Source organism: Nocardioides alkalitolerans (genome assembly GCA_038184435.1).
GTDB lineage: Bacteria > Actinomycetota > Actinomycetes > Propionibacteriales > Nocardioidaceae > Nocardioides > Nocardioides alkalitolerans_A.
The window spans coordinates 1,995,599-2,010,780 of record CP116227.1 but is presented as its reverse complement, the minus strand read 5'-3'; the positions used below and the strand labels follow the sequence as shown (position 1 = coordinate 2,010,780).

The window sequence follows — 15,182 nt, the reverse complement described above, 5'->3', positions numbered from 1 at the left end:
AGCGAGCAGGGACGTCAGCAGCACCGCCCCTGCGCGGAGTGCTCGCGCAGGTGGTCGCGGTGCCGCTCGAACTCCCGGCGCGACATCGGCGCGGTGCCGTCGGCGGCGCAGCCCGCGACGTACGCGTCCCAGCGCGACTCGCCGCTGAACTCCCGGAGGTACCAGCGCACCCCCGCCACGGCGCGACGCAGCGCGCTCACGACCGTGTCCCGACCGTCGTCGAGCGCTCGGCCTCCCACGCGGCGAGCTCCGCCTTCTCCTCCTTCGTCGCCACGAAGTCGGCGGGCGCCACGATCTCCGACGGCACGGCCGGCACCTCGGTGGTCGGCAGCGAGCCGGCGCGCACGGCCTTCACCCAGACGACGACCGCGTTGGCGACGATGACGATGACCAGCAGGGCGAAGGTCGCCTGCAGCACGCCGTTCGTCGTCGAGTTCCGGATGATGACGTCCATCTGGTCGGCGTTCGTCGCCGCGCCCCGGAGCTCGCCGGCGTCGCGGGCGGTGCGGGTCGCGTCGGCCTGCGCGAAGTACCCGATCGCCGGGTTGTCCGAGAAGACCTTCTGGTACGACGCGGTCATCGTCACCACGAGGTCCCAGGCCAGCGGGATGCCGGGCACCCAGACCCACTTCAGCCAGCCGTGCTTGAGGAAGAGCGTCACGCACAGGGTGAGCGCGATGGCCGCGAGCAGCTGGTTGGCGATGCCGAACAGCGGGAACAGCTGGTTGATGCCGCCGAGCGGGTCGGTGACGCCGACGTACAGCATGTAGCCCCAGCAGGCGACGACGACGGCCGAGGCGCCCCAGGCGGCGGGCTTCCACGACGTGTCGCCGAACTTCGGCCACACGTTGCCGATCGTGTCCTGCAGCATGAAGCGGCCCACCCGCGTGCCGGCGTCGACGGCGGTGAGGATGAAGAGGGCCTCGAACATGATCGCGAAGTGGTACCAGAACGCGGCCAGCCCGCCACCGAACGCGGTGTCGAAGATCTGCGAGATGCCGAACGCCAGCGTCGGCGCGCCACCGGTGCGGGAGATCAGCTCCTCCTCGACGGAGGCGGCCGCGGCGTTGAGCGCCTCGGGCGTGATCGAGAAGCCCAGCGTCGCCACGAACTCCGAGGCCGACGCGGCGTCGCCGCCGGTCGCACCGACGGGGGAGTTCATCGCGAAGTAGAGGCCCGGGTCGATGACGCACGCGGCGATGAGCGCCGAGATCGCCACGAACGACTCCATGAGCATGCCGCCGTAGCCGATCATCTTGACCTGCCGCTCCTTGGCGACGAGCTTCGGCGTCGTGCCCGACGAGATGAGGGCGTGGAACCCCGACAGTGCGCCGCAGGCGATGGTGATGAAGAGGAACGGGAACAGCTTGCCCGCGAAGACCGGACCCTCGCCCGACGACGCGAACGGCGTCACGGCGTCGGTCGACAGCACCGGGTTGGCCAGCACGAGCCCGACGGCGAGGAGCACGATGACGCCGACCTTCATGAAGGTGGACAGGTAGTCGCGGGGCGTCAGCAGCATCCACACCGGGAGGATCGAGGCGACGAAGCCGTAGCCGACGAGCAGCAGCGTCAGCGTCTCCTTGTCGAGCGTCAGCGCCTCGCCGAGGCCCCACGTCTCGACGTACCCGCCGCCGATGATCGCGAGCAGCAGCAGCACGACGCCGATGCCCGTCGTCTCGAGCACCCGTCCGGGCCGCAGGTAGCGCAGGTAGAAGCCCATGAAGAGCGCGATCGGGATCGTCAGGCCGATCGAGAAGACGCCCCAGGGCGACTCGGCGAGCGCGTTGACCACGACCAGCGAGAGCACCGCCAGGATGATGATCATGATGGCGAACACCGCGATGAGCGCCGCGGTGCCGCCGATGACGCCGATCTCCTCGCGGATCATCTGGCCGAGGCTCTTGCCGTCGCGCCGCATGGAGAAGAACAGCACCACCATGTCCTGCACGGCACCGGCGAAGATGACGCCGACGATGATCCAGATCGTGCCGGGCAGGTAGCCCATCTGCGCGGCCAGCACGGGGCCTACCAGGGGACCGGCGCCGGCGATCGCCGCGAAGTGGTGCCCGAAGAGCACGCGGCGGTCGGTCACCTCGAAGTCGGCGCCGTTCTCGAGCCGCTCCGCGGGCGTGGCCCGGGTGTCGTCGAGCTTGAGCACCTTGCGCCCGATGAAGCGCGCGTAGAACCGGTAGGCGATCGCGTAGGAGGCCAGCGCCGCGAACAGGATCCAGAGCGCGGACACCTCCTCGTCACGGCTGAGGGCGAGCACCGTCCAGCAGGCGGCGCCGACGACGGCGACGAGCACCCAGACGGCGATGCTCGCGGGTGATGGTCGGGACGAGCGGGACGGAGGGGCGGCGGTCGACGTCGACATGGTCACTCCCGAGGGGGCCGGTGGCGGGGACAGCGCACGCTACCCCGTCCTCGACGGCGGGGGAGCGTCCCTAGGCTGGCGGCGTGGCTGCCCCTCTCGTCGTCGGCTTCGACCTCGACATGACCCTCATCGACACCGTTCCCGGCTTCGCCGCGACCCTCGAGGCCCTCGGGGCCGAGCTGGGCGTCGAGCTGCCGATCGCCGAGCTCACCGAGCGGCTCGGTCCGCCCCTCGACGTCATCCTCGGCCCCTACCTGCCCGCCGACCGGCTCGCGGAGGCCGGCGACCGGTTCCGGGCGCTCTACCCCGACCTCGCCGTGACCAGCGTCCCCGTGCTGCCCGGCGCGCACGAGGCGCTCGCCGCCGTGCGCCGCCACGGCGGCCGCACCCTCCTCGTCACCGGCAAGTACGCGCCCAACGCCCAGCGCCACGTCGACCACCTCGGGCTCGACGTCGACCACCTCGAGGGCTGGGTCTGGGGCGTCCTCAAGGGGCGCGCGCTCCGCGAGCACGGGGCGCAGGTGTACGTCGGCGACCACGTCCACGACGTCGAGGGCGCCCACGCCGCCGGCGTCACCAGCGTCTCCGTGCTCACCGGCGGCTGCGACGAGGCCGAGCTCCGCGCCGCGGGCACCGACGTGGTGCTCCCCGACCTGCGGGCGTTCCCCGCCTGGCTGGACGAGCACGTCCTCGGCCTCACCGGATAGGCTCGGGTTGCGGCCGGGCTCGTGTGCCCGGCTGCTGTGCGTCCCGGGCGGTCCGGGTGAGCTCGAGAGGGGTGGAGGACGGTGCCGACCGGCAAGGTGAAGTGGTACGACGCGGCGAAGGGCTTCGGGTTCCTGTCGACCGACGCCGGGCAGGACGTCCACGTCCGTGCCGAGGCGCTGCCGGCCGGGGTCACCACGCTCAAGGCCGGCACCCGCGTCGAGTTCGGCATCGCGCAGGGTCGCCGCGGTGACCAGGCGCTGCAGGTGCGGCTCCTCGACGCCCCCGCCTCGGTGTCCCGCAACGTCGCCCGCGCCGCCCGCAAGAAGCCCGACGAGATGACGACGATCGTCGAGGACCTCATCACGCTGCTCGACCGGGTCGGCGAGACCTACCGCCACGGTCGTCACCCCGACGCGCGCACCGCCGCGCCCACGGCGAAGCTGCTGCGCGCGCTCGCCGACGAGCTCGACCGCAGCGCCTGACCCGCCGCTCACGCAGCCGTACGACGCGGGCTCAGCGCGCGTCGTACGGCTGCGTCGGCACGTCGGTCTCGTACGGCGCGGTCGGCGCCGGTCGCGGAGCAGGGGCGGGGCCCGGTGCCGGAGCCGGTGCCGGAGCCGGACCAGGCGCAGCGGCCGCCTGGTCGACGCGCCCCGGACGGCGGTTCGAGGCGTCGAGGGCGCGCGTGCCGAGCACGAAGACCGCCCAGGCGATGAGCACCGCCGCGGCGATCCAGAGCCCGAGGGCGCCGGGGTCGAGCGGCACGGCGATGCCGACGAAGCCGCCGATCACCCACGCGAACTGGAGCGTCGTGTCGGACCGGGCGAGCGCGCTCGTGCGCACGCGCTCGTGCACGTCGTGCTGGATGGTCGAGTCCAGGGACAGCTTCGACAGGGATTGCGCGAGCCCGGCGGTCAGACCGAGCATCGAGAGGGTCAGCACGCTGTAGAAGAGTGCCGCCGTCGTCGCCATCGTCGCCGCCGCGACGAGCGCGATCACGACGGTGATGGCCGGGTTCACCTTCTTCAGCAGCGACGCCAGGGCGATGCCGAGCGTGTTGCCGAGGCCGGCCGCGCCGACGACGAGCGCGAAGAGCACCTCCGTGCGCCACCCCTCGAAGGGGTTGGTCGTCAGCAGGAACGCCATGAACATGGTGAGGAAGCCCGACAGCCAGCGGGGTCCGCAGTTCGCGCGCAGCGCGAAGGCGACCGAGGCGGGCATCCGCAGCGCCGCGCGGCGGCGGTTGCCCGGGTCCTTGGCCATGCTCTGCGTCGACTCGTCGGTCCGCAGCGAGAGCCGGGTCTCGCCCGCGTCGGAGTCGACCCGCGCGGGCAGCAGGATGGCCAGCACGGTCGCGAGGACGAACACGACGAAGGCGTAGCGCAGCGACCACTCGGCGCCCGCCAGCGACGCCAGACCGGCGAAGGGGGCCGAGACGGCGGCGCCGACCACGCCCGCCAGCGACACCCGTCCGTTCGACCTCACGAGCGTGAGCCCGGTCGGCACGAGGCGGGGGACGGCGGCGTTGCGGGCGACGCCGTAGGCCTTGGACGACACCAGCACGCCCAGCGCCGCGGCGAAGAGCCACGTCGACTCGGTCGCCACCGCCCCGGCCAGCACCCAGCAGAGGAAGGCACGGATCGCCATCGTGCCGCCGATGGCCCAGCGCCGTCCGTGGCTGAACCGGTCGAGGAACGGGCCGATCAGGGGAGCGACGATCGCGAACGGGAGCATGGTGAGCCCGAGGAACAGGGCCACCTGGCCGCGGGCCTCCCCGGTGGGCACCTGGAAGAACAGCGTGCCCGCGAGCGAGATCGCGACCGCCGCGTCACCGGCGGCGTTGACCGCGTGCAGCTCGATGAGCCGCGAGAGCCCGCTGTCGCCCGCGCCCTCGGCGTGCGACGCGCGCCGCGCCTGGAGGAACGTGAACCGTCCGAACCGGCCGGTGGCCCGCGCGACGACCGCCACTCCGTGGCCGGTCGCCTTGGCGGTGCGCGCGGCGATCTCGGCCGGGCGTGCTGCCTCGCCCGAGCCCGCGGTCCCGGCTGGCCCGGACCCCCCGGACGTCCCGGCCCCCGGGTCCGCGGGGACCGGGGGGAGCTCGGGACCGGGCTGCTGACCGGGCTGCTGACCGGGCTGCTGACCGGGCGGGGGCGGGTCGCCGTACGGCGTGCTCATGGCGGAGCCCTCCTCGTCAGGGGCCGTCGGACCGCCACGACCGGCAGCCGCGACGGGTGCGCGTCTTGGCGCCCCATCCTGCCACCTGGTCGGGTGGGGCGGCCGGTCCTGCGGCCCCGACGGGACACGGTCACGCGGGATGCGTCATGATCGGACCCGTGAGCACGACCGCACCTTCGCAGGCCCTGGAGCACGAGCCGTCCCACGACGCGTCGCACGAGCCCGCCCGCTCGCGGTCGGTGGACGGCGCGCTGGCGCGTGCCGTCGACGTCGCCCGTGCCGCGCTGCTCGAGCAGGTCCCGGCGGCGGACGTCGGGGACCACCTCGGTGCCGTGCCCGAGGGCGACCGCGTCGTGACGCACTCCTTCTCCTGCCGCCGTGCGGGCTACCGGGGCTGGCGCTGGTCCGTGACCATCGCCCGCGCCTCCCGCCAGCGCACCGCCACCGTGGACGAGGTCGTCCTCCTCCCCGGTGACGAGGCCATCGTGGCTCCGGCGTGGGTGCCCTGGAACGAGCGGGTCCGCCCCGGCGACCTCACCCCCGGCGTGCTCCTCCCGGTGGACGAGGACGACCCGCGCCTCGTGCCGACCTACGCCTTCGGCGACGACGTCGACGAGACCCTCGACGCCACGCTCGACGAGGACGACCGCGGCCAGGTGCGGCGGGTGGCGAAGGAGCTCGGCCTCGGGCGCGTGCGCACCCTGTCGGTCGAGGGTCGGGACCTCGCGGCGGAGCGCTGGTACCAGGGCGACGGCGGGCCGGAGGCCCCCATCGCGAAGGCGGCGCCCGACGCGTGCACGTCGTGCGGCTTCCTCGTCCGTCTCGCGGGTCCGCTGTCGACCATGTTCGGTGTCTGCGCCAACGGCAACGCCAACGACGACGGACGTGTGGTGTCCCTCGACCACGGCTGCGGCGCCCACTCCGAGGTGCGGATCGCGCGCAAGAACCTGCCGGCCCCCCTGCCGGACCCGGTGGTCGACGAGCTGACGCTCGACGACCTCGAGCGCTTCTGACCGGGGCTCAGTCGCCCGTCGCCGGGGCCCCGACCGCGTCCGCGCCGTCGGCGCCGTCGATGCCGTCGGCGTCTGCCCGCGTGCGTCGCCGGCGCCGGCAGTACTCGAGGCCGAGCAGCCCGAGGCCCAGCCCGGTGAGGCACGTCCACAGCACCCAGACGTCGTCCGACTCGGCGAGCCGGGAGTAGAAGGGGAGCAGGCCCACGAAGGCCAGGCCCCAGAGCGCGCAGCCGATCTGCACCGTCCACACGCCGTCGACGTCGAGGGGCTCGACGTCGGCCACGATGTAGGTGCGCCGCCCGATCTCGTGCTGGGCCGGCTGTTCGTCGCGCAGTTCCACGTCCGCCAGCGTAGGACATGGACGAGTGCCGAGGAATAGTTGCCCAAGGTAATGAGTTAGGCTCATCGTCATGCCTCCCACCATCCAACGTGTCGCGCGCACCGACGCGGGTCTCGCCGCCGAGCTCCGCGTCTCGGTGATGCGCCTGCGCCGGCGGCTCGCCAACGAGCGGGAGCCGGGGAACGACCTCGGCATCGGGGTCATGGCCGTGCTGGGCTGCCTGCTCCGCAACGGGGAGCTGAGCGTCGGCGAGCTCGCCGCCTTCGAGCGGGTGCAGCCGCCGTCGATGACCCGGGCGGTCCGCAAGCTCGAGGAGAAGGGGTACGTCGCGCGCCGGTCCCACGAGACCGACGGCCGCCTCGTGCTCGTCTCCCTGACGGAGGAGGGGCGGGCGCTCGTGCTCGCCGACCGCCGCCGTCGCGACGAGTGGCTCGCGAGCCGGCTCCGCGCGCTGACACCCGAGGAGCGCGCCACCCTGCGCGCCGCCGCCCCGATCCTCGACCGCCTGGCTGCCGAGGACTGATCACCACGAACGCCGTCACCGACCTGCGAGGAGCCCCCACCGAGTGAGCCCGACCTTCCGTTCCCTGCGCAACCCGAACTACCGCCTGTACGCCGCCGGCGGCATCGTCTCCAACACCGGCACCTGGATGCAGCGGATCGCGCAGGACTGGTTGGTGCTCGCCGTGGCGGCGAACGGGGCCACGGCCCTCGGCATCACGACGGCGCTCCAGTTCCTCCCGATCCTGCTGCTCTCGCCGTACGCCGGCGTGGTCGCCGACCGCTTCCCCAAGCGCCGGCTGCTGCAGGTCACCCAGATCATGATGGCGGCGCCGTCCCTGGCGCTCGGCGTGCTGGCGGTGACGGGCACGGTCGAGGTGTGGCACGTCTACGTGCTGGCCTTCGTCTTCGGCATCGGCACGGCGTTCGACGCGCCGGCCCGCCAGTCGTTCGTCAGCGAGATCGTGGACGAGGACGACCTCACCAACGCCGTGGGGCTCAACTCCGCGTCGTTCAACGCCGCGCGCCTCGTGGGGCCCGCGCTGGCCGGCGTGCTGATCGCCGCCCTGGGCGGGGGAGTGGAGGGCACCGGCTGGGTCATCCTCGTCAACGCGCTCACCTACCTGCCGGTGGTCGCCGTGCTCCAGCGCCTCGACGTCGCCGCGCTGCACAGCCCGGAGCGCACCCCGCGCGGCCCGGGGGCGGTGCGGGAGGGCCTGCGCTACGTGCGCCGTCGGCCCGACCTCATGCTCGTGCTCGCCGTCGTCTTCTTCGCGGGCACCTTCGGGCTCAACTTCTCCATCACCTCGGCGCTCATGGTCACCGAGGTCTACGGGCGCGACTCGGCCGCCTACGGCATCGTCGGCTCGGCCGTCGCCGTCGGCTCGCTGTCCGGCGCCCTGCTCGCCGCGAGCCGCACGACGGTGCGGCTGCGCCTGGTGGTCGGAGCCGCGCTGGTCTTCGGCACGACCGTCATCCTGTCGGGCCTGCTCCCGACGTACTGGACCTACGTGGTCTTCGCGCCCGTCGTCGGCCTGACCGCGCTGACCATGATCACCGCGGCCAACGCCCGCATGCAGATCGCCACCGACGCCCCGCTGCGCGGTCGCGTCATGGCCCTCTACATGATGATCTTCATGGGGGGCACGCCCCTGGGCGCGCCGGTCATCGGGTGGATCGGGAGCGAGTACGGCGCTCGCTGGACGCTCGTCGTCGGCGGGTCCGCCACGGTGCTCGGCGTGCTGCTCTCGCTGGCCCTCCTCGGGCACCTCCGGGGGGTGGGGGGACGCGTTTTGACCCCTCTCCGGCGAGCCGGTAGCCTCGGTCCTCGTGTCTGGGACGACCAGGCCGTCCAGCGTGCCGTGAACTCATCCGACACGCCCGACCGCGGGGGCGACTCCGCGAGGGGACGGTTCGGTGGCGCCGGGCGACGCACCATCACGCATCACCGTCGTGCCCGGCAGAGTGTCGGGCACTGAGAGCGAACAAGAGAGGGAACCACCAGGTGCCCACCATTCAGCAGTTGGTCCGCAAGGGCCGCCAGGACAAGGTGTCGAAGAACAAGACGCCTGCCCTGAAGGGATCGCCCCAGCGACGCGGTGTGTGCACCCGCGTCTACACCACGACCCCCAAGAAGCCGAACTCCGCGCTGCGCAAGGTCGCGCGTGTGCGTCTGAGCTCGCAGGTCGAGGTCACCGCCTACATCCCCGGTGAGGGCCACAACCTCCAGGAGCACTCGATCGTGCTCGTCCGTGGTGGTCGTGTGAAGGACCTCCCGGGTGTCCGCTACAAGGTCATCCGTGGTGCGCTCGACACCCAGGCCGTCAAGAACCGCAAGCAGGCGCGCAGCCGCTACGGCGCGAAGAAGGAGAAGGGCTGATGCCGCGCAAGGGTCCCGCCCCGAAGCGTCCGATCGACGTCGACCCGGTCTATGGGTCGCCCCTGGTCTCGCAGCTCGTGAGCAAGGTGCTCATCGACGGCAAGAAGCAGGTCGCCCAGCGCATCGTCTACAGCGCCCTCGAGGGTGCTCGTGAGAAGACCGGCACCGACCCGGTCGTCACGCTGAAGCGCGCGCTCGACAACGTGAAGCCGGCCATCGAGGTCAAGTCCCGCCGCGTCGGCGGTGCGACCTACCAGGTGCCGATCGAGGTCAAGCCGGGCCGCAGCACGACGCTGGCCCTCCGCTGGCTCGTGGGCTACGCGAAGGACCGTCGCGAGAAGACGATGTCCGAGCGCCTCATGAACGAGATCCTCGACGCGAGCAACGGCCTCGGCGCCGCTGTGAAGAAGCGCGAGGACACGCACAAGATGGCCGAGTCCAACAAGGCCTTCGCGCACTACCGCTGGTGATCGCGCGTCGGTGCCCCGGTCTGCCGGGGCGCCGACGCCCACCAACGCCCTGCACCATCCAGCCCACACTTCGTTAGGAACTGACTTCAGTGGCTGTCGACATCACCACGGACCTCACCAAGGTCCGCAACATCGGCATCATGGCGCACATCGACGCCGGCAAGACCACCACCACCGAGCGGATCCTGTTCTACACCGGCATCAGCTACAAGATCGGTGAGGTCCACGACGGCGCCGCCACGATGGACTGGATGGAGCAGGAGCAGGAGCGCGGCATCACGATCACGTCGGCCGCGACGACCTGCTGGTGGAAGGACCACCAGATCAACATCATCGACACCCCGGGCCACGTGGACTTCACGGTCGAGGTCGAGCGCTCGCTGCGCGTCCTCGACGGTGCGGTCGCGGTGTTCGACGGCGTCGCCGGTGTCGAGCCCCAGTCCATGACGGTGTGGCGCCAGGCGAACAAGTACTCGGTGCCCCGCATGTGCTTCGTCAACAAGCTCGACCGCACCGGTGCGGACTTCTTCCGCTGCGTCGACATGATCGTCGAGCGCCTCAACTCCACCCCGCTGGTCCTGCAGATCCCGATCGGCGCGGAGTCGGACTTCCTCGGTGTCGTCGACCTCGTCGGCATGCGCGCGCTCACGTGGCGCGGCGAGACCACGATCGGTGAGGACTACACGGTCGAGGAGATCCCGGCCGAGCTGGCCGACCAGGCCGCCGAGTGGCGCGAGAAGCTGGTCGAGACGCTGGCCGAGGCCGACGACGAGATCATGGAGCGCTACCTCGAGGAGGGCGACGTCTTCAGCGTCGAGGAGCTCGAGGTCGCCATCCGTCGCGCCACGCTGGCCGACAAGCTCAACCCGGTCCTCACCGGCACGGCGTTCAAGAACAAGGGCGTGCAGCCCCTGCTCGACGCGGTCATCAAGTACCTGCCGTCGCCGCTGGACATCGACGCCATCGAGGGCCACAAGCCCGGCGACGAGGACACCGCGATCCTGCGCAAGCCCGCCGACAGCGAGCCGTTCGCCGGCCTGGCGTTCAAGATCGCCTCGGACCCGCACCTCGGCAAGCTGACCTTCGTGCGCGTCTACTCGGGCAAGCTCGAGGCCGGCGCGACCGTGATCAACTCGGTCAAGGGCCGCAAGGAGCGGATCGGCAAGGTCTACCAGATGCACGCCAACAAGCGTGAGGAGATCGCGTCGGTCGGCGCCGGCCAGATCGTGGCCGTCATGGGCCTCAAGGACACGACCACGGGTGAGACGCTGTCCGACCCGGCCAACCAGGTCGTCCTCGAGTCGATGACGTTCCCGGCCCCGGTGATCGAGGTCGCCATCGAGCCGAAGACGAAGAGCGACCAGGAGAAGCTGGGCGTCGCCATCCAGCGTCTGTCGGAGGAGGACCCCACCTTCACCGTCAAGACGGACGAGGAGACCGGTCAGACGATCATCGCCGGCATGGGCGAGCTCCACCTCGACGTGCTCGTCGACCGCATGAAGCGCGAGTTCCGCGTCGAGGCGACCGTCGGCAAGCCGCAGGTGGCCTACCGCGAGACCATCCGTCGCAAGGTCGCGAACCACAGCTACACCCACAAGAAGCAGACCGGTGGTTCGGGTCAGTTCGCCAAGGTCGTCATCTCGATCGAGCCCAACATCGACCCCGAGACGGGCACCGGTGCGGGCTACGAGTTCGCGAACAACGTCAGCGGCGGTCGCGTGCCCCGCGAGTACATCCCCTCGGTCGACCAGGGTGCGCAGGAGGCCATGCAGTTCGGCGTCCTGGCCGGCTACCCCATGGTCGACGTGAAGATGTCGCTCGAGGACGGCGCCTACCACGACGTCGACTCGTCCGAGCTCGCGTTCAAGATCGCCGGCATCCAGGCGTTCAAGGAGGCCGCGCGGCAGGCCAAGCCGGTCCTGCTCGAGCCCATGTTCGCCGTGGAGGTGACGACCCCGGACACGTTCCTGGGCACCGTCATCGGCGACATCAACTCGCGTCGTGGGCAGATCCAGACGCAGGAGGAGCGTCACGGCGACATGGTCGTGACGGCCCTCGTCCCGCTCTCCGAGATGTTCGGGTACGTTGGCGACCTGAGGTCCAAGACCTCCGGCCAGGCGTCGTACTCGATGGAGTTCGACTCGTACGCCGAGGTTCCCACGAACGTCGCCGACGAGATCATCAAGAAGGTCCGGGGCGAGTAAGTCCCAGCCCGGATCCTCGGCACACCGCAGCACCATCCACGAGTCAAGTAACAACCACACCAGGAGGAGCCCCCAGTGGCTAAGGCGAAGTTCGAGCGGACCAAGCCGCACGTCAACATCGGCACCATCGGTCACATCGACCACGGCAAGACGACGCTGACGGCGGCCATCACGAAGGTCCTGCACGACAAGTACCCGGACCTGAACCCCTTCACGCCGTTCGACGAGATCGACAAGGCTCCGGAGGAGCGTCAGCGCGGCATCACGATCTCGATCGCGCACGTCGAGTACCAGACCGAGGCGCGCCACTACGCGCACGTCGACTGCCCCGGTCACGCCGACTACATCAAGAACATGATCACGGGTGCGGCGCAGATGGACGGCGCCATCCTGGTCGTGGCGGCGACGGACGGTCCGATGCCCCAGACGCGTGAGCACGTGCTGCTCGCCCGCCAGGTCGGCGTGCCGGCCCTGGTCGTGGCGCTCAACAAGTGCGACATGGTCGACGACGAGGAGCTCATCGAGCTCGTCGAGATGGAGGTGCGCGAGCTCCTCTCCGAGTACGAGTTCCCGGGCGACGACATCCCCGTCGTGCGCGTGGCGGCCTTCCCGGCCCTCAACGGCGACGCCAAGTGGGGCGAGTCGGTGGCCGAGCTCATGGCCGCCGTCGACGAGGCCATCCCGACCCCCGAGCGTGACACGGACAAGCCGTTCCTCATGCCCGTCGAGGACGTCTTCACGATCACCGGTCGTGGCACCGTCATCACGGGTCGCATCGAGCGCGGCATCGTGAAGGTCGGCGAGGAGGTCGAGATCGTCGGCATCCGCGAGGGCTCGCAGAAGTCGACCGTCACGGGCGTCGAGATGTTCCGCAAGCTGCTCGACGAGGGCCAGGCGGGCGAGAACGTCGGTCTGCTCCTCCGCGGCACGAAGCGCGAGGACGTCGAGCGCGGCATGGTCGTGATCAAGCCGGGCACGACCACCCCGCACACGAACTTCGAGGCGTCGGTCTACATCCTCTCCAAGGAGGAGGGCGGCCGTCACACGCCGTTCTTCAACAACTACCGCCCGCAGTTCTACTTCCGCACCACGGACGTCACCGGCGTCGTCACGCTGCCCGAGGGCACCGAGATGGTCATGCCCGGCGACAACACCGAGATGGCCGTCGAGCTGATCCAGCCCATCGCCATGGACGAGGGTCTGCGGTTCGCGATCCGCGAGGGTGGCCGCACCGTCGGCGCCGGTCGCGTCACCAAGATCACCAAGTGATCCTGGCCGTCACCTGACGGCACCTGCACCACAGAGAGGCCCCGCTCCCACCAGGGAGCGGGGCCTTCGCCGTGCCGACCCCCGGAGGACCCGCATGACCGGCGCCGAGCCGCACCTGCCGCCCGCGCGGCCCCACCTCAAGACGACGCCCGACGGACGCCGACTGCGCGAGGTGCTCACCTACTCCCGCCGCGGCAGCCGCTTCACCCCCAGCCAGCAGGAGTCGTGGGACGCCCACCACGAGGCGTGGGTGATCCCCGACGACGCGGTGGACGGCGAGTTCCGCCTCGACGACTGGTTCGGTCGTGGAGCGGCGGAGCGTGACGGCCTGATCATCGAGATCGGGTCCGGCATCGGCGAGGCCACCGCGGCCCTCGCCGCCGCCCGCCCGACCTACGACGTGCTCGCCCTCGAGGTCTGGCGCCCGGGCGTCGCCCACAGCCTCGGCCTCGTCTCCGCGGCCGGCGCCGCGAACGTGCGGTTCTGCAGTGTCGACGCCGTGTGGTTCCTGGAGCACGTCGTCGCTCCGGGGACGCTGAGCGAGGTGTGGACGTTCTTCCCCGACCCGTGGCCGAAGACGCGCCACCACAAGCGTCGGCTCGTGACCCCGCCGCACGCGGCGCTCGTCGCGTCCCGCCTGGTGCCCGGCGGCACGTGGCGCCTCGCGACCGACTGGGCCGAGTACGCCGAGCGGATGCAGGAGGTGCTCGACGCCGAGCCCGCCCTCGTCGGTGGCCGGGTCGAGCGCTGGGCGGACCGCCCGGTGACGAAGTTCGAGCGCAAGGGCCTCGCGGTCGGGCGCGACATCGCCGACCTCGCCTACCGGCGCCGCTGACCTGGAGCGACGTGCTCCCGTCAAAAGTGGAAGGCGCCGGGAGGGTTCCCCCGGTCCGGCTCCTCGTGCCAGCCTCCTGGCAGTGACCTGCTCGGAGGTCACCCGCTGTCCATCTCGGGACGGTGCCGAACGACGGCCGCTCGACGCGGCCGCAGGGAGGATCGAGGACACATGCGCACCACCACGCGCGCCACGCTGGCGGGCATCCTGGCGGCCACCGCCACCGGAGCCGCCGGAGCACTGGCCGCAGCCCCCGCGGGGGCTGCCACGACGACGGGCGACGAGGTCGCCCCGCTCTACCTGGCCGAGGGCGACGCCATCGCCGGCCGCTACATCGTCATGCTGGAGGACGGCGCCTCGGCGGCCGGCGCCCAGCGCACCGCCACCGCCACGGGCGGCGACGTCGTCGCCACGTACGACGAGCTCGGCGGGTACGTCGCGGACCTGACCGCGACGGAGCTCGCCGCCGTGCGGAACGACCCGTCGGTCGCGCTGGTCCAGCAGGACGGCATCGTGACCACCGCCGACCTGGACGCCACCGCGACGCAGACCGGCGCCACCTGGGGCCTGGACCGGATCGACCAGCCGGACCTGCCCCTGGACGGCAGCTACACCTACGACGCGACGGGTGCGGGGGTGACGGCGTACGTCATCGACACCGGCATCGACTCCGACCACCCGGACCTGGGCGGGCGGGTGACCTCCGGGTTCACGTCGATCAACGACGGGCGGGGCACGGAGGACTGCCAGGGCCACGGCACGCACGTGGCGGGCACCGTGGGCGGCACGACGTACGGCGTGGCGAAGGACGTCGACCTCGTCGCGGTCCGGGTGCTGAACTGCCAGGGCTCGGGCTCCAACAGCGGCGTGATCGCGGGCATGGACTGGGTCGCGCAGAACGCCCCGGCCGGCAGCGTCGCCAACATGAGCCTCGGCGGTCCGGCCGACTCGGCGACGGACGAGGCCGTCACCCGTCTCGTCGACGCCGGTGTCACTACCGTCGTGGCCGCGGGCAACGAGTCCACGGACGCGTGCAGCAGCTCGCCGGCGGCGGCCCCGGAGGCCATCACGGTCGCCGCGAGCACCATCGACGACGAGCTGGCCTACTTCTCCAACTTCGGTGACTGCGTCGACATCATCGCCCCGGGCGAGGACATCACCTCGGCCTGGACCGGTGGCGGCACCCGCACCATCAGCGGCACGTCGATGGCCTCCCCGCACGTGGCCGGTGCCGCGGCGCTCTACCTCGAGGGCAACCCGGGCGCCAGCCCGGCGAGCGTGACCAGCGGTCTGCTGGGCTCGGCCGCCTCGGGCCGGATCGCCGACCCCGCGGGGTCGCCGAACCTGCTCCTGCAGGTGCCGTGACCCGGTGAGCACCTGACAGCGCCTGCGAGCGCCGTCGATCCTC

15 protein-coding genes are annotated in these 15,182 nt (G+C 71.5%); 11 read left to right on the top strand and 4 right to left on the bottom strand.

What is annotated here, in order from left to right; translation table 11 throughout:
- Positions 1 to 14 precede the first annotated feature (14 nt).
- Entirely contained in the window at positions 15 to 200 is a 186-nt protein-coding gene (locus PIR53_09655) for a YbdD/YjiX family protein (GenBank protein ID WZH54238.1), read from the bottom strand.
- The gene (locus tag PIR53_09650) at positions 197 to 2,377 is read right to left on the bottom strand and encodes a carbon starvation CstA family protein (protein ID WZH54237.1); all 2,181 of its coding nucleotides are present in this window, start codon (positions 2,375 to 2,377) and stop codon (positions 197 to 199) included. Before PIR53_09650 ends, PIR53_09655 begins: the two co-directional genes overlap by 4 nt.
- Before the next feature lie 83 nt (positions 2,378 to 2,460).
- Between PIR53_09650 and PIR53_09645 the strand changes: the two genes are divergently transcribed.
- Positions 2,461 to 3,084 (top strand): HAD hydrolase-like protein, encoded by a 624-nt coding sequence (locus PIR53_09645; GenBank protein ID WZH54236.1) that lies wholly within the window; start codon positions 2,461 to 2,463, stop codon positions 3,082 to 3,084.
- Between the two features lie 81 nt (positions 3,085 to 3,165).
- On the top strand, positions 3,166 to 3,567 hold the full coding sequence (locus PIR53_09640; GenBank protein ID WZH54235.1) for a cold-shock protein: 402 nt from the start codon (positions 3,166 to 3,168) through the stop codon (positions 3,565 to 3,567).
- 31 nt (positions 3,568 to 3,598) lie between these two features.
- On the opposite strand, the gene PIR53_09635 is transcribed toward PIR53_09640, so the two are convergent.
- On the bottom strand, positions 3,599 to 5,263 hold the full coding sequence (locus PIR53_09635; GenBank protein WZH54234.1) for an MFS transporter: 1,665 nt from the start codon (positions 5,261 to 5,263) through the stop codon (positions 3,599 to 3,601).
- 239 nt (positions 5,264 to 5,502) lie between these two features.
- On the opposite strand from PIR53_09635, the gene PIR53_09630 reads away from it, so the two are divergent.
- The gene (locus PIR53_09630) at positions 5,503 to 6,276 is read left to right on the top strand and encodes a DUF3027 domain-containing protein (protein ID WZH54433.1); all 774 of its coding nucleotides are present in this window, start codon (positions 5,503 to 5,505) and stop codon (positions 6,274 to 6,276) included.
- Between the two features lie 7 nt (positions 6,277 to 6,283).
- Here the strand turns inward: PIR53_09630 and PIR53_09625 are convergent, their stop codons facing one another.
- Positions 6,284 to 6,616, bottom strand: a complete 333-nt coding sequence (locus PIR53_09625; protein WZH54233.1) for a DUF2530 domain-containing protein — start codon at positions 6,614 to 6,616, stop codon at positions 6,284 to 6,286.
- Between the two features lie 70 nt (positions 6,617 to 6,686).
- Here PIR53_09625 and PIR53_09620 point away from each other — a divergent pair, with 70 nt between their 5' ends.
- The 8 genes from PIR53_09620 (at position 6,687) to PIR53_09585 (ending at position 15,139) form a co-directional block, all read left to right on the top strand.
- Positions 6,687 to 7,139, top strand: a complete 453-nt coding sequence (locus tag PIR53_09620; GenBank protein ID WZH54232.1) for a MarR family transcriptional regulator — start codon at positions 6,687 to 6,689, stop codon at positions 7,137 to 7,139.
- 43 nt (positions 7,140 to 7,182) lie between these two features.
- Complete coding sequence (locus tag PIR53_09615; protein WZH54231.1) at positions 7,183 to 8,595, top strand: MFS transporter; 1,413 nt, start codon at positions 7,183 to 7,185, stop codon at positions 8,593 to 8,595.
- A gap of 26 nt (positions 8,596 to 8,621) precedes the next feature.
- Entirely contained in the window at positions 8,622 to 8,996 is a 375-nt protein-coding gene (gene rpsL, locus PIR53_09610; protein WZH54230.1) for a 30S ribosomal protein S12, read from the top strand.
- Positions 8,996 to 9,466 carry a 30S ribosomal protein S7 gene (gene rpsG / locus PIR53_09605; protein WZH54229.1) on the top strand — a complete coding sequence of 157 codons (471 nt, stop codon included), beginning with the start codon at positions 8,996 to 8,998 and terminating at the stop codon, positions 9,464 to 9,466. Before rpsL ends, rpsG begins: the two co-directional genes overlap by 1 nt.
- 89 nt (positions 9,467 to 9,555) lie before the next feature.
- Positions 9,556 to 11,670, top strand: a complete 2,115-nt coding sequence (fusA, locus tag PIR53_09600) for an elongation factor G (GenBank protein WZH54228.1) — start codon at positions 9,556 to 9,558, stop codon at positions 11,668 to 11,670.
- A 75-nt stretch (positions 11,671 to 11,745) separates the two neighbouring features.
- The gene (tuf, locus tag PIR53_09595) at positions 11,746 to 12,939 is read left to right on the top strand and encodes an elongation factor Tu (GenBank protein WZH54227.1); all 1,194 of its coding nucleotides are present in this window, start codon (positions 11,746 to 11,748) and stop codon (positions 12,937 to 12,939) included.
- A gap of 94 nt (positions 12,940 to 13,033) precedes the next feature.
- Positions 13,034 to 13,774, top strand: a complete 741-nt coding sequence (locus PIR53_09590) for a tRNA (guanosine(46)-N(7))-methyltransferase TrmB (protein WZH54226.1) — start codon at positions 13,034 to 13,036, stop codon at positions 13,772 to 13,774.
- A 171-nt stretch (positions 13,775 to 13,945) separates the two neighbouring features.
- Entirely contained in the window at positions 13,946 to 15,139 is a 1,194-nt protein-coding gene (locus tag PIR53_09585; protein WZH54225.1) for a S8 family serine peptidase, read from the top strand.
- The last annotated feature ends 43 nt before the right edge of the window (positions 15,140 to 15,182 follow it).

Excerpts from the sequence above, each read along its gene's own strand:
- PIR53_09650 (WZH54237.1), bottom strand. The coding sequence starts at position 2,377 with ATGTCGACGTCGACCGCCGCCCCTCCGTCCCGCTCGTCCCGACCATCA.
- PIR53_09635 (WZH54234.1), bottom strand. The coding sequence starts at position 5,263 with ATGAGCACGCCGTACGGCGACCCGCCCCCGCCCGGTCAGCAGCCCGGT.
- PIR53_09620 (WZH54232.1), top strand. The coding sequence starts at position 6,687 with ATGCCTCCCACCATCCAACGTGTCGCGCGCACCGACGCGGGTCTCGCC.
- rpsG (WZH54229.1), top strand. The coding sequence starts at position 8,996 with ATGCCGCGCAAGGGTCCCGCCCCGAAGCGTCCGATCGACGTCGACCCG.
- PIR53_09590 (WZH54226.1), top strand. The coding sequence starts at position 13,034 with ATGACCGGCGCCGAGCCGCACCTGCCGCCCGCGCGGCCCCACCTCAAG.
- PIR53_09585 (WZH54225.1), top strand. The coding sequence starts at position 13,946 with ATGCGCACCACCACGCGCGCCACGCTGGCGGGCATCCTGGCGGCCACC.